Below are 13,942 nucleotides of genomic sequence, written 5' to 3' on the forward strand. Positions count from 1 at the left end.
GCTCAGGCTCCTTCGCCGCTAGAGGGGGTGATGACGTGAGGGTGAGTGCTGGTGGCCAGAATATCGGAGGCATGGGAGGGGCTGGTTTCATGCTCTCCTTCCTGCGGCGCACGGGCGAGCAGGCGGCCAAGAATGCCGATCCCCGACCCGAAGACGATGACGTAAACCACAACAAAGACGGTCATCGTCAGCGCCATGTTGGACAGGGCAATCGGGGAAACACTGTCCGATGTCCTGAGCAGCCCATAGATGGTCCATGGCTGACGCCCGACCTCTGTTGTGACCCAGCCGCAGAGCAGGGCCAGGAAACCGGCCGGCGCCATGCAAACGGCAACACGCAGGAACAGCGTATTCTCGAACAGGGTGCCTTTGCGCCTGAGCCACAGGGACCAGAAGCCGACCAGCGCCATCAGGAAGGCCAGCGCGATCATGATACGGAACGAGAAAAATATCACGGGAGAAGGAGGCCGCTGGTCGCGCGGAAAATCCTTCATGCCCGGCACCCTGCCACTCAGGCTATGCGTGAGGATCAGCGATCCGGCCAGGGGCAGCCTGATGGCGTAATCCGTGTGTTCGGTTTCCATGTTGGGAATGCCAAACAGGATTTCCGGAGCACGCCCTTCGGACTCCCAGTCGCCTTCCATCGCGGCAATTTTGACTGGCTGATATTTCAGTGTGTTCAGGCCGTGGGCATCGCCCGCCAGAATCTGGAGCGGTGCGACAAGGGCTGCCATCCACATCGCCATGGAAAACATGATCCGCACCGGTTCGCTGGCCTTTATGCCGGCATGTCGGGCCTGCAGCAGATGCCATGCACCGGTCGCCCCCACGATAAAGGCGACGGAAAGAAAAGCCGCCAGCCCCATATGTACAAGCCGGAACGGAAAAGAGGGGTTGAATATGATGGCAAGCCAGTCCGCGGGAATGAACCGACCGGTCGTGGGCTCGATCGCATATCCCTGTGGCGTCTGCATCCACGAGTTTGACGCCAGAATCCACGTCATGGAGATCAGGGTCCCTACCGAGACGCAGCACGTTGCCGCATAATGCAGCCCGCGCCCGACCCTGTTCATCCCGAATAGCATGATCCCGAGAAAGCCCGCTTCAAGAAAGAAGGCTGTCATGACTTCATAGGACAGGAGCACGCCGGTAATGGGGCCTGCCTTTTGGGAAAAGACAGACCAGTTTGTGCCGAATTCATACGACATCACAAGACCGGATACGACGCCCATGCCGAAGACGATCGAGAATATCCTGATCCAGTATCGATAGAGATCGAGGTAGGCCGCCCGTCCGGTTTTGAGCCACAGCCCTTCCAGAACAGCCAGATAGGCCGCCAGCCCGATCGAGAATGCAGGAAAAACAATATGGACGCCAACAGTGAAGGCGAACTGGAAGCGTGCCAGAAGCAGCGCGATATCGTGGGATGACTGCATGGAGGGTTCCTAAAAAATCCTGGCCTGGCCGCAGGCGCCAGAGAGCGCCAGAGGGGCATTGTCTTTCCTGAACGCGGTCGCTGGGTTTTGGGGGAACGCTCCAAGACGTTCGCACCCATGCCGCGTGGTTTGTGTTAATGATCCAGACTGTCTGCCCGGCCCGTCATTCTTTCGTGGGAACGATCCAGTGCGTGACCGATAACGTCAGAGGGCCTGCAAATGTTTCCGTGTAATCTTGCCCGACACGGTTGTGGGCAGGCGCTGGACGAAACGCACCTCCTTGAGGCCGACCCAACGGCCCAGCGTCCGGTGAACCTGCCCGACGATCTCCTCGGGTGCAGGCATGTTTTGTGCCGCGGTGTCAGGCACCACATAGGCGACAGGTCGCTGCCCTCTCAATCCGTCGGGCACCGCAACCACCGCACAGGCGTGAACGGCGGGGTGGGTGGCTATGATTTTTTCGATCTGCACGCCCGAAATCCGTCGCCCCGCGACCTTGATCACATCGTCAGACCGTCCAAGCATGTGAACGGCGCGCCCGGCATCGATCATGCCTTCATCGAATGTGCGGTAAAACCTGCCTGTGTCATCAATGCAGGCCGTGGGAACCCGGATTGTCCTGTCCTGCCATACTCCGGCCAGGCAGCCCGGCGGCAGGGGTAAGGCAAGGACAATTTCGCCACACGGTTCACCCGGTATGGCGGGTACGATGGTCGGGCGGAACCCCGGCGCGGGTCGCCCTATGTCGTTCAGGAGCGTTATCGGTTCAGGCTCGGGCAGACCGAAGAAATGGGCCGTAATGCTCCACCCGGTTTCGGTCTGCCACCAGTGATTGACCACGGGGGTGCGAAAATATGCTCGCGCCCAGTCCATGACTGTCGGGTCTGCATATTCTCCCGCCACAAAAACACGTGCCAGCGCCGGAGGGGCCTGCTCGGGCAGGTTGCGGTTTTCCTGCCGCATGAGGCGCATCTGCGTCGGGGTCGTGAACAGGCATGTCACGGCATGGTCGCGGCAGAGTGTGCGAATGGCGGCAGAGCTGACCGCGCCTTCCACGATCACACTGGTGCAGCCGCTGATCAGAGGTGCATAGACACCGTAGGAATGGCCCACCACCCAGCCCAGATCCGATGTCGTAAAGAACGTATCCCCGGCCTTGCAGCCATAGATCAACGCCATGGACAGGGCCAGGGCTACGGCATGCCCGCCATTGTCGCGCACAATGCCTTTCGATGTTCCCGTCGTTCCCGATGTATGAAGGATATAGAGCGGGTCCTGGGAGCGGAGCATGAGGGGGGCCACAGGCGGGGAGCGTTCCAGGGCATGAAAGTCATGGTCGCGCATGGGTACAAGCGGCGCAGAGCAGGCGTCGCGCTGCACGATAATGCATGCCTGCGGTCGGTGCGTGGCTTGTGCCAGCGCGGCATTGAGGGCCGGGGTGGACGGGGTGGCAGTCTGCCCCTGAAAGCTGCAACTGGCGATCATCATGACCTTGGGGGCCACGTCATCGATCCGGCGGGCCAGTTCCGGTCCGGCATAACCCGCAAAAACCACAACATGCACGGCACCGATCCGCGCGCAGGCCAGCATGGCAATGGCCGTCTCGATCATGGTCGGCATGGCGATCAGGACACGGTCGCCTTTTTCCACGCCCAGCGCGCACAGGCCGCCAGCGAACCCGGCCACCCTGTCCCGCAATTCGCGATAGGTGACGATCCGCCGTTCTTTTGTGGCGCAGGAGTGCCAGATCAACGCCGCCTGCGCGCCCCGGCCATGTTGCACATGCCGGTCCACGGCATTGTAGCAGGTGTTGAGTGTAGCGCCGGGGAACCAGTCATGCCAGCCATCGGCCCGTGTCTGGCACGCAATCCGGGGCGTGTGCTTCCATGTGACGCGCTGGGCCGCATCCAGCCAGAACTGCTCTGGCTGGTGCAACGCCGCGTCGTACATCGCATCGTATGTGGTCCATGGAAGCATGGCGTTACACCCTGTTCAGGCTACAGGAACATCTTTGCCGGTAATCCGGCTGGCCAGCCACGCCGCATCGCGCGAGACACCCGAGAACCGGCCCGATCCCCATGTGTGCAGCCAGGGCAGGCCGAGGAAGTAGAAATTCGGCGCGTCGGTCACGCCCCGATGCCAGACCGGCTTATTGGCTCCGTTGAAAACCGGCACGTCGATCCAGCGATAGTTCGGGCGGAAGCCGATGCACCAGACGATGGAGGTAATCCCCGCGGCTTTCAGATCGAGGGGGGTGTTGCTGCCATCGGGTTCCCAGACCGGCACATAGGGGGCTTCGGTGGGCGCACTGATCCCTTCACGGGCGATATAGGCGTCAATGGACTTCTTGATGTCGGCATTGGTCCTGTCTGCATCATCGAGGTTTTCAGCAAGGTCCGGCGCGAAATGGGCCACCTCGTCACGAATGGTCTTCAGCGTGCCGTGCAGACCCACGCCCTCTTTGGCAAACAGCCGCAGATCAAGATCATGCCCACCATTGCGGCCGGTGACATAATGGTTGGTCTTGTCGCGTGCGCCATCGCGCAGGGGGTGATTATCCACCGTCAGGTCGTAAAACTGCATGTCCGCAAGCCAGTCCACAACGTCGCGCCCACGATAGAAGCGCGAGACACGGGGGGCAGAGCCGACACACAGATGAACCTTGCGTTTTTCAAGGAACAGATCTTCGACAATCTGCGCGCCGGACTGGCCACTCCCCACCACCAGCACTGCCCCTTCCGGTAGCTGCGCGGCATTGCGGTAATCCTGCGAATGAACCTGATAGATGGCGGGATCGATCGCACCGGCGTAGCCGGGAATGACCGCGTCCTGATATGCGCCCGAGGCTATGACCACGTGCCGGGCATGCCAGGTCTCGCCTCCCGCCACAACCCGATAGCCACCCGCGTCATGGCGTGTAATGGAGGTTACCGGTGTCTGCTCGCGCAGGGGCGGGCTGAATGAATCCACAAAACCTTTGACGTAATCGATAATTTCCTGCTTCACCATAAAGCCGTGCGGGTCGCGCCCCTTATAGGGGTGTCCCGGGAGTTCGCACTGCCAGTTGGGTGTGACCAGGCAGAAATTGTCCCAGCGTTCGTCATTCCATGAATGGCAGGCGGTTTTTGCCTCGAACACCACATGCTCGACCTGTTCGCGGCAGAGATACCAGCTCATGGACAGGCCAGCCTGGCCACCGCCCACGATAACGACGGGAATGCTTTTCTCGTTCTGTGTCATGATCTTTTCTTTTCGTCTCAGAATTTGAAAGACAGGACGCGCACCAGCGCATCGGGTCGGGTCAGAAAAGGTGCTCCCACCTGCCGGATGGCCTGTAGCTGGCCAAGGGCGCGGCTGCACGCAAAGCCGTAGCGCGCGCGAACCCGCTCGCTGGCGTCGGTCAGGGCCGTGTCAGCCTTTTCAAGAAAGTCCCGGACCGGGTAATCCTGACCGGGTGTGAAGTGCTCGCGTATGACCAGCGATGGAGAGTAACAGTCGCTCTCCTGCCCGTCGGGCCAGCGCACGCGAAAAATCATCTCGGGCATGGTGACAGTGCTCCGGAAAAAGGGGCTTCGGCGCGCGACAGTGCTGCCAGGCGCCGGTATGCGGGAAGGTGTCGTTCCGCCACCCGGCACCAGTCGAACCGGCGGGCGGTAGCAGGCCCGCTGACCCGAAAACGCGCGCGGTTGCGGGGGCTGAGGGCATCACGCAAAGCCGAAAGCAGGGTGTGGGGGCGGTCCGGGTGGCACCACAGTGTGTCCGTTTCCGAAAAATGCTCCGTGAACGGGGCGATTTCCGGCACAATGGCGGGTGTGCCGCAGGACAGGGCCTCCAGCGGGCAGAGGCCGAACCCCTCGGTGACGGATGGATAGGCCAGCGCGGCGGCCTGCCGGTAAAATGCCGGCATGTCGTCATCGGGCACCGGTCCGGTCATGGTCACATGCCCGGCTTGCCCGCTGTCGCGCAGACGTATCTCGAACAGGGCGCGATAGGCGGCATGATCCAGCAACGATGCTCCGCCCACCACAACCAGATGCACGTCAGGCTGTTCGCGGCGCAGGGCCAGAAATGCGTCCAGCAGGTGCAGCGTATTCTTGCGCCGCTCGACCCCGCCGACAGCCAGGATCAGGCGGCGATCGGCCGGCAGGCGATAGCGCGCCCGCAGTGTTTCATCCTGCCCGCCCGGCTCGGGCGAAAAGCGCACAGGATCGACCCCGTTGCCAATAACGGGGGCGGCGCGGCCATGGTCGTCACGCAGGATGTTTTCCCACACGGTGCTGACAGTGAACAGTTCGGCCGCCGTCCTGACCCCGCGTTCCTGCCGCGCTGCAAGGACCGGGTGGGAAAAATGATCGAGGTGGTGGACCGTGCGGGCAAAGCCCGATATCCGGCGTTCCGCCACAAGGTCGGCCAGTGCATTGGCGCTGATGGGGTCCTGGGCATGCAGTACGTCGAAATGCTGCCCCCGTATCGCATTCCTGATCTCGCCAATGCGGCGTTCCACCAGTGTGGGCAGATCCGGCTCAGGCACGGCGGGGATGCAACGGATGGCGCAGCGGGGCGTGCGGAAAAAACCGCTGCCCGTTACATCCGGTGCAATCAGGGTGGCGTCATGCCCGGCATCACACAGGGCTTCGGCCAGCGCCATGCCATGCACCACACCGCCGCGCGGATTGGTCGAGTGGGTTAAAATGCCAATGCACAGGCTCATGGCGCAAACCCCATGAGCGGTGTCTGTGCGAGATCCCAGAAGGTTTCTCGCTCGCCCGCCCATGTCACATCCAGCCGCTGCGTGCTGTTACACCGGCCGATGACAGAAGCCGCAATGCCCCGCCCATGAAAGCGGGCCATGATCGCGTCGGCATTTTCGGGGCGGGCCGTCAGCAGGTAGCCATAGCTAGGGAACGCCGAAAGCCAGCGTTCCATAGGCGCTTGATCGGGGCGGGGAATATCATCGAGCGTGATGGTCATGCCCACGCCTGAACATTCGGCCAGCATGAGTGCCGTGCCCAGCAACCCGGCCATGCTGATATCCTTGGCAGCACGGCTCAGCCCGTCCTCGGCTATTGCGGGCAGCAGTTCCATGTCACCCCGCAGGCGTGCCGCATGGTCGGTGCCGCACAGGGCTGAACTGGCATCCCAGAACGGGTGGGGGTCGTGCCAGCGACCGCGCAGGTCGATGGCGGCAATCAGAACCTCACCCGCCCGGGCGTCGAAACTGGTCAGCAGATGGCGGGCCCGGCCAAGGATCGCGACCGACAGTGAGTTATGGGTGCTGCGCATGTTGGTATGACCGCCCACGACAGGCACGCCATAGCTACGTGCTCCGTCCTGCAGACCGGTCAGGATCGTCGCCGCAGCGTCTGACGTGTCACTCCATAACGCATCCACCACGGCCACGGGGCGACCGCCCATGGCCGCGATATCGCTGACATTGACCATGACGCCGCAATACCCGGCAAACCAGGGCATGGCCCGTACAAAGCTGTCCTGAAACCCTTCGCTGGCCAGCAGCAGATACCCATCGCCATCCGGTATCGCCGCGCAGTCATCGCCCAGGCGGATGGCGTCGGGGCTGGCAGGTTGCAGGATTGCCGCCGCTTCAGCAATGTCCTGCTTGCCCGCAAGGGCGCGACTGTGGCGCAGCGTGGCAAGCAGTGTGGCGAGGTCGTGCGCCATTACGCCACCTGCCGGGTGCGGGGCTGCGGGCGCAGCAGCCATGTCTGGTCCTGCCCATGTGCCGGATAGCGCGCGAGATCGGCCTGCATGTCATGATGCGGCAGCCCATGCAGGGTGATGGCGCCAAGGCTTTTCCAGTGCAGGCGACGAAAGAACAGCACATTCTGTTCCTGTACCTGAGCCAGAAACCGCGTGGCCCCAAGCCCGTGCGCGGTACTGACCGCCATGCGGATCAGTTCAGCCCCGATCCGTCCCAGTTTGCGGTGATCCGCATGAACGGCCAGGCGGGAACCACGCCAGATTCCGGGTTCGGCTTCATGGATACGTACGGCACCCACGATCCGGTCCGGCATGCCCGCCATGCAGCAGGCCGCGATAATGGGAATGGCAACATCATCGATGGCGTCCCGGTCATCATGCGCGAAAACATGCTGTTCGGTGCAGAACACGTTGCGGCGCAGCGCGTGATAACCTGCGCGTTCCCAGGGGGTGCGGGCAAGGCGCACGACATATTCCGTGGGAATGAACGGGCGGCTTTCCAGGCCATCGAGCAGCGTGCTCATTGTTCATAGGCCGACAGGGAGGAGCACGCACCGCACCGGCCGCACCCGGCCCGGATATCGGTGGATTTCATGTTTGCTTCCCGTAGCATCCGCCCGAGTGGCGCCAGAACGGATTTCATGAAATCGGACGACGGTGGCGCATGATTTTCCAGTGGCGTGCCGGAAATAGGCACGAACGGCACCACAAAGGGATAGACCCCGAGTGCGATCAGGCGTTCGGCCAGGGCCAGAATGTCTGCGGCGGTGTCACCCAGACCTGCCAGAATGTAGGTGTTGACCTGTCCGCGCCCGAAAATCGGCACAGCGCTGGCAAAAGCCGCCATGTAGCGATCGACGCTGACAGTCGCCTTGCCCGGCATGATCTTTTCGCGCACGGCCTGCGTGGCGGCTTCGAGATGCATACCCAGACTGTCGGCCCCCGCATCGCGCAGGCGCTGGAACCAGCCATGATCGCGCGGCGGTTCACACTGGACCTGAAGCGGGAGGTCTACGGCCGCCCTGATGGCGCGGGCGGACTCAGCCAGAACCGCCGCACCCCGGTCGATGACGTTGGGCGTGCCGGTCGTCAGCACCATGTCACGCACGTTGTCCAGTTCCACGGCGGCTTTGGCGACTTCGGCCAGTTGCGCGGGCGTTTTGTAGGCAATGGTGCGCTCGGCTTCCAGTGACTGGCCAATGGCGCAGAACTGGCAGGACGTACGCCGGTCGGTATAGCGGATGCAGGTCTGGTGTACCGTCGTGGCCAGCGTGTCGCGCCCATGCAGCAGGGCGATCTTCCAGTAGGGAATACCGTCCGCCGTGGTCAGCCCGTAAAAGCGCGGAGCCGCGGGAAAGTGGATCGTGCCCAGGGTCCGTCCGTCGCGCAGCAGCGTGCTGGCGCCACTCTGGTCGGGCGGGCTGGCCTGAAACGGAGAACGCCGTGCCCCAGACGTATAGACCGGGACCATGACGGTCTGCCCCGCGATGGTGATGGTCTTGTGGTCCGAAGGACCGGCCCCGCCCTTGCGGGCAATGCCACCCTGGTCGCCGCCGATCTGGAGCCCGAAGGATTGCAGGTCGGTGACAAGCTTGCGCCCCGAAAGCGTGCCAAGTGTCGGAACGGTCATGGCTCGACCTCATCCATATGCAGCAAAGACGGATCGGCTTCACCCGCGTAATGCACCGTGCGCGCGGGCCGTCGGTCATGCAGCAGGCTCAGCAGTTCGGGGCGGGCGTAATGTCCGACGGAATCCATCATCCGCTTGCGTTTGGTAATCAGCCCGAAATCAAGATCGGCAATGACCATGCCTTCGCCCTCGGTCAGCGGCGTGCCCAGCAGCCTGCCTTCGGGCGAGACGATGGCGGTAAAGCATCCGCCCCGCAGCGGCCCTTCCAGTGCCGGTTCGCGCGCGATGTCCTTGATCTGGTCTTCCGTGAGCCATCCTGTGGCGTTCACGACAAAGCAGCCGGATTCCAGCGCGTGGTGGCGGATGGTGACTTCCATCTGATCGGCAAAGATCTGGCCCACCAGCGAACCGGGAAACTGCGCGCAGTGAATGTCCTCGTGCTGGGTCATCAGCGCATAGCGGGCAAGGGGGTTGTAATGCTCCCAGCAGGCAAGTGCGCCGATGCGGCCGGCCGCGCTTTCAACAACTTTCAGACCGGAGCCATCGCCCTGTCCCCAGACCATGCGTTCATGATAGGTGGGCGTAATCTTGCGGCGTTTGAGCAGGATTTCTCCTGTCGCGTCGAAGATGATCTGCGTGTTGTAGAGTGTGCCGAAATCGCGCTCGTTCACGCCCAGCACCACAACCATACCCGTATCGCGCGCGGCTTCTGCCACCATATCGGTCACCGGACCGGGAATGACGACGGCGCGGTCATGGAGTGCCAGATGCTCCCCGCCAAAGCGGAAAGCGGGCTGGATGAACGAGAAGTAGGGATAATAAGGCACGAAGGTTTCAGGAAAGACCGCCAGCTTTACACCTTTCTCGGCGGCATCGCGGATGGCCTGGCAGACTTTCCGGGCTGTACCCAGACCATCGTCACCAAGGACGGGGCTGATCTGGATGGCAGCGGCGCGAACGATACGGGACATGGCGTGCGGTCCTCCCTTCGGCCTTCAGAGAGTCCAGGTGTTGAGGATGAAGGCGTTGTCGCGACGGGCCAGCAGGATCAGGTCCAGCACGTCCTGCGGATTGATCGGCGTAATGCCCGGGATCAGGTTGTGCTCGCCGTATCCGTAAAGGGCCTGAAGCGCGAAACGGCAGGCGTAGACTTTGCCGCCTTCTTCAAGGATTTTGGCGATCTGCTTGTTGCAGTTCATGTGCCCCGGAAAGGCTTCATCACCCAGGCGGGGAAAACCGCGCTGCACGCCAAGGGTAACACCCGGGCCGTACAGCAGCACCGACGTCTCGAATCCCTTGCGGATCAGGCGTGTGGCCTGAAGCAGGTTTACAAACCCGACCGATCCTTCATTGGCCACGGTATGAAAGGTGATAAGGGCTTTTTCGCCGGGCTGGGCTTTGACGTCCTCGAAAACCTTGTTTTCATAATTGACGAAGCAGTCACCGTCTTTATGAGCAGCGTGTTCGACTTGCGGCATGGTATCTCTCCCGTGTGCTGCGATCTCCGGCGAAAGGCCGGTGCTGACCGCTGTTGCCGGGACAGACATGGCACGGGATGACCCCGAGGCAAAATATTGTATGCCTCAGTATTGGGGTACAAAAAAAACAATGCAGCTTATATATTTCTCTCGTGCGGGGGCATTGTCATGCAAATTGAACCGGAATACCATACAATGAAGGGATTGCCCGCTAACGCTTTGTTTTGCTGTTCTTTTTGAATCACGAATTCGTGAATATGGCGTCGTCTTGTTTCTATCCCGCACAGGCGAAAACCGCCGCCGCGGGGCGATACGCGCGAGTCCTGCCCCCGCGATCGGATCACACAATATCTGCAAAACCGGGGGAACGCTTGTGTTGCAGGACCGAGAGAACGCCATGCAGGGATTCCTCAAGGCTTGCCGCATCCGGTGCGCTGCCCAATGCGATACGCGCGCGCTGCGGCGGCTCGCCACTGATCGTGAAAACGGTGCTTGGCACCAGCGCCAGACCACGCCTGCGGGCATATGCCACAAAATCCGCGCTGCCCCACCAGTCCGGCAGTTTCAGCCAGACATGCGGTCCATCGGGCTTCATGCAATGACCCTCTCCCAGAACCTTGCGGGCGATCGACTGCCGCAGACGAAGTTCCCTGCGGATGGCGTCCAGGATTGTCTGTGCCTGCCCGGTCTGCATCCACCGGGCTGTCAGCGCGCTGAGAAGGCCCGCATTGGTCAGCGCGATCGCGCGGATAGCGGCTGTCACCCGTCTGGTCATGTCCGCGCTGGGGAGTGCGACATAGGCCGTACGCAGGCCCGGGCTCAGTGTTTTGGCGAGCGTCGCAATGTAGCTGACACGGCTATGGTCAAGGGCGGCCAGTGCGGGAGGCGGTGCATCCATCAGCAGGCTGTAGGGATCGTCTTCGACAATATGCAGGTGGTGGCGTTGCGCGACACTCAGGATATCCTTGCGTCGCTGGAGTGACATCGTGGCCGTTGTGGGGTTGTGAATGGTTGGAATGCAGTAGAGCAGGCGAGGGTGATGTTCGGCGCAGACCCGGTCAAGCTGATCCGGCATCATGCCTTCGACATCACTGTCGACGCCCACCAGGATAAGGTCGAACTGTGCGGCGATTGTCCGGATTCCCGGGTAGGCAATGCGGTCGGTGACAATGACGTCGCCTGGCTGGGTGTATGTACTGACAATGGCGGCCAGCGCGCTCTGGGCGCCCGGTGACACTAGGATTTCCTCCGTGCGGCGCTGGCCTATGACAGGGGCAATCCATTTTGCGCCAAGCTGGCGTTCCTCAAGCGTGCCGCCCGTAACCCGGTAGGACATCAGGCTGTTCAGGTCCTGCTGTTTGAGAATGGCCGTAATATCGTTCTGGATGATGCGCTGCAGCGGCGGGTCCTGCGGAATGGGCGGCAGGTTCATGGTCAGGTCAACCACCGCCGGTCCTGTATGGCGCCAGTGGCTTTCCCCCGCACCCACACGCACAAAGGTTCCACGCCCGACTGTCGCGTCAATCAGCCCACGCCGTCTGGCCTCGGTCAATGCGCGGGTCACGGTCGTGAGATTGGCGCCAAGGTAGTCCGCAATCATCCGCTGGGGGGGCAGCCTGTCCCCTTCCCGCAGGTCGCCCTTGCGGATGGAAAGCGCCAGCGCGTCCGCCAGTGTCAGGTAGATGGCGTTCGGGCTCCGGCCGATTTCCTCTTTCCACTGAGCCAGATAAGCGTAATCGGACATAGGACTGCATTCCATACATTCGGACAAAATTTGACCGATTGTATGCCATGCAAATGAATACCGCCATCCATCGGCGCCAGGATCATGCTGCGTCTGCCGCGTCGCGCAGCCAGTGTCGGAACCGTACTGCGTAACCCGACCGGCTTTTGCCGGTGGCTCCATGTGCGATGGCGGTCAGTCCACCTGCGCCCTTTGTCCCGGTGGTGGCGGTGTGCCCCGGATGAAAATTGAAATAAAAAATTCACATAACATTCTACATCCTGTCACTGTTTTAGTCGACCGATCGATGCGATAGGAATTGTTCAAACAGAAAACAGTTCTCCCACTCATTTATAGCGCTTTGGAGAATCTTGTTTTTCACTCTTTTTCCTTTAAAGCTCCGCCCGCAATTTACACGGTCAAGAAAAAATGAAAAAGCTCGTCCTTGTTTCCATCGTCGGTGTCTTCGGGTTTTCGGAACAGGCATCGGCCGCGTCCACAGATATTTCCACAAATAAAACCGGCACCTATACGCTCTCGAGCGATGGCGACACCCTGACGGTCGATACGGGTGTGACCCTGTCGAACACCAAAAAAAATGTTCCCGTGACAATGACCGGGACCGGCAAGACCACGCTGATCAATAACGGGACGATTTCGCAATCGGGCAGCGTGCGCGCGGTGCTGATCACGGGAAGCGGCGTCGCACTGACCGTGAACAATAGCGGAACCATTTCCGCTGCCGGTAACGATGCGATCGGAGGCGGGAAAAACGACGCCACCAATGCCGATGTCACGATTACGAACAGCGGTAGCATTACCGCGACCGACAACCAGGCGATCAACCTTGGCAATGTCACGGCGGGAAAAAGCCTGATCACGAACACCGGATCGATTACGGCAACCGGCGCTGACGCCCTGCGCCTGAGCTATGACGGGTCTGTCATCAATGCAGGTACGATTGAATCCACCGATATTCCCGGTAGCGGAAGCGATGGGATCGATGCCCGGTCCAATTCGGACGCGATCATTACCAATCAGGCGGGCGGCATAATCAGCGGCGCGCGGCATGGCATTACCGGCGGAAATACCGATACGTCCACGACCGGTTCCTATGTGATGCTCATTACTAATGATGCGAGTGCCTTCATAACGGGCAAGGATGGGGCGGGCATCAATATCGACGGTTTCAACGCCAACGAAATCGTCACCGTCAACAATGCCGGTACCATTACCGGAAACGGCATTACGGCCGATGGTGATGGCGTGGATGTGGACGGGATTGTCGCGCTGACAAATAACAGCACCGGCAGGATCATTTCCACCCAGGCCAATGGCGACACCAGCGAGGGTGTTACGGTCGGCGGCGGCACGATCAATAATTACGGACTGATCGAGGGGGAGAATCCGGGCGGCGCATCGCATGGTATTACGCTGGCCGGGGTGGACAAGGACCCGACGACAGGGAACGCCATCCCGATTCAAGGAATCTACACGGATTCAACCATTCACAATTATGCTGGCGGTACGATCAAGGGCGATACCGGGTCTGGCATCGCCATTACCGGCGGGGCCACGACCCACACGGTTACGATCGACAACGACGCCGGTGCCACGGTCGAGGGTGGCGGCAGTGACGCGGTGATCGCGACCGGAGTGACCACCACGACGATCAACAACTCCGGTATCATCCGGGCGGATGGTACCGGAAAGGCGATCGATTTCGGCTCCGGCGCGAATGACGTGCTCAAGATTACCGGCGGCAACGCACAGGTGATTGGCGATATCGATGGCGGCACGGGCAACAGCACCCTCATTATCGCTCCGGGAACGGGAAACAGCTTTACCTACAACGGCACGATTTCCGATTTCTCCACGGTCGAGATCGGTCCGGGCACAACCGTCCTGTCCGGGGCCAATACCTATACGGGCGGGACGCAACTGACTGCGGGCACGC

At 61.2% G+C, this 13,942-nt stretch carries 12 protein-coding genes; 1 reads left to right on the forward strand and 11 read right to left on the reverse strand.

The genetic code is table 11. The features are described 5' to 3' along the window. Positions 1 to 2: 2 nt before the first annotated feature. From ABF990_RS02675 to ABF990_RS02725, 11 genes are all read right to left on the reverse strand, one after another. Positions 3 to 1,436 (reverse strand): cytochrome ubiquinol oxidase subunit I, encoded by a 1,434-nt coding sequence (locus ABF990_RS02675; protein ID WP_415499700.1) that lies wholly within the window; start codon positions 1,434 to 1,436, stop codon positions 3 to 5. Positions 1,437 to 1,640: 204 nt separating this feature from the next. Next, positions 1,641 to 3,413 carry an AMP-binding protein gene (locus ABF990_RS02680; protein ID WP_415499701.1) on the reverse strand — a complete coding sequence of 591 codons (1,773 nt, stop codon included), beginning with the start codon at positions 3,411 to 3,413 and terminating at the stop codon, positions 1,641 to 1,643. A gap of 15 nt (positions 3,414 to 3,428) precedes the next feature. Next, a complete protein-coding gene (locus tag ABF990_RS02685) occupies positions 3,429 to 4,676 on the reverse strand; it encodes an MSMEG_0569 family flavin-dependent oxidoreductase (RefSeq protein WP_415499702.1) in 1,248 nt (415 codons plus the stop codon). A gap of 17 nt (positions 4,677 to 4,693) precedes the next feature. After that, on the reverse strand, positions 4,694 to 4,981 hold the full coding sequence (locus ABF990_RS02690; protein ID WP_039735962.1) for an MSMEG_0570 family nitrogen starvation response protein: 288 nt from the start codon (positions 4,979 to 4,981) through the stop codon (positions 4,694 to 4,696). After that, a complete protein-coding gene (locus ABF990_RS02695; protein ID WP_415499703.1) occupies positions 4,969 to 6,147 on the reverse strand; it encodes an MSMEG_0565 family glycosyltransferase in 1,179 nt (392 codons plus the stop codon). Before ABF990_RS02695 ends, ABF990_RS02690 begins: the two co-directional genes overlap by 13 nt. Beyond that, positions 6,144 to 7,115, reverse strand: coding sequence for a sll0787 family AIR synthase-like protein (locus ABF990_RS02700; protein ID WP_415499758.1), 972 nt, complete (start codon positions 7,113 to 7,115; stop codon positions 6,144 to 6,146). Before ABF990_RS02700 ends, ABF990_RS02695 begins: the two co-directional genes overlap by 4 nt. Further along, positions 7,115 to 7,678, reverse strand: coding sequence for an MSMEG_0567/Sll0786 family nitrogen starvation N-acetyltransferase (locus ABF990_RS02705; RefSeq protein WP_415499704.1), 564 nt, complete (start codon positions 7,676 to 7,678; stop codon positions 7,115 to 7,117). The genes ABF990_RS02700 and ABF990_RS02705 overlap by 1 nt, the downstream gene beginning before the upstream one ends. Beyond that, positions 7,675 to 8,784: an MSMEG_0568 family radical SAM protein gene (locus ABF990_RS02710; protein ID WP_415499705.1), complete on the reverse strand. Its 1,110-nt coding sequence runs from the start codon at positions 8,782 to 8,784 to the stop codon at positions 7,675 to 7,677. The genes ABF990_RS02705 and ABF990_RS02710 overlap by 4 nt, the downstream gene beginning before the upstream one ends. Continuing rightward, positions 8,781 to 9,755 (reverse strand): Nit6803 family nitrilase, encoded by a 975-nt coding sequence (locus tag ABF990_RS02715; RefSeq protein WP_415499706.1) that lies wholly within the window; start codon positions 9,753 to 9,755, stop codon positions 8,781 to 8,783. The genes ABF990_RS02710 and ABF990_RS02715 overlap by 4 nt, the downstream gene beginning before the upstream one ends. 24 nt (positions 9,756 to 9,779) lie before the next feature. Continuing rightward, positions 9,780 to 10,262 (reverse strand): MSMEG_0572/Sll0783 family nitrogen starvation response protein, encoded by a 483-nt coding sequence (locus tag ABF990_RS02720; RefSeq protein ID WP_415499707.1) that lies wholly within the window; start codon positions 10,260 to 10,262, stop codon positions 9,780 to 9,782. Between the two features lie 340 nt (positions 10,263 to 10,602). Further along, the gene (locus tag ABF990_RS02725; protein ID WP_415499708.1) at positions 10,603 to 12,006 is read right to left on the reverse strand and encodes a PLP-dependent aminotransferase family protein; all 1,404 of its coding nucleotides are present in this window, start codon (positions 12,004 to 12,006) and stop codon (positions 10,603 to 10,605) included. A 408-nt stretch (positions 12,007 to 12,414) separates the two neighbouring features. Here ABF990_RS02725 and ABF990_RS02730 point away from each other — a divergent pair. Beyond that, on the forward strand, positions 12,415 to 13,942 hold a 1,528-nt coding region (locus ABF990_RS02730), incomplete at its 3' end, for a beta strand repeat-containing protein (protein WP_415506466.1).

The sequence above is a fragment of the Acetobacter sp. genome (genome assembly GCF_047723915.1).
Taxonomy (GTDB): domain Bacteria; phylum Pseudomonadota; class Alphaproteobacteria; order Acetobacterales; family Acetobacteraceae; genus Acetobacter.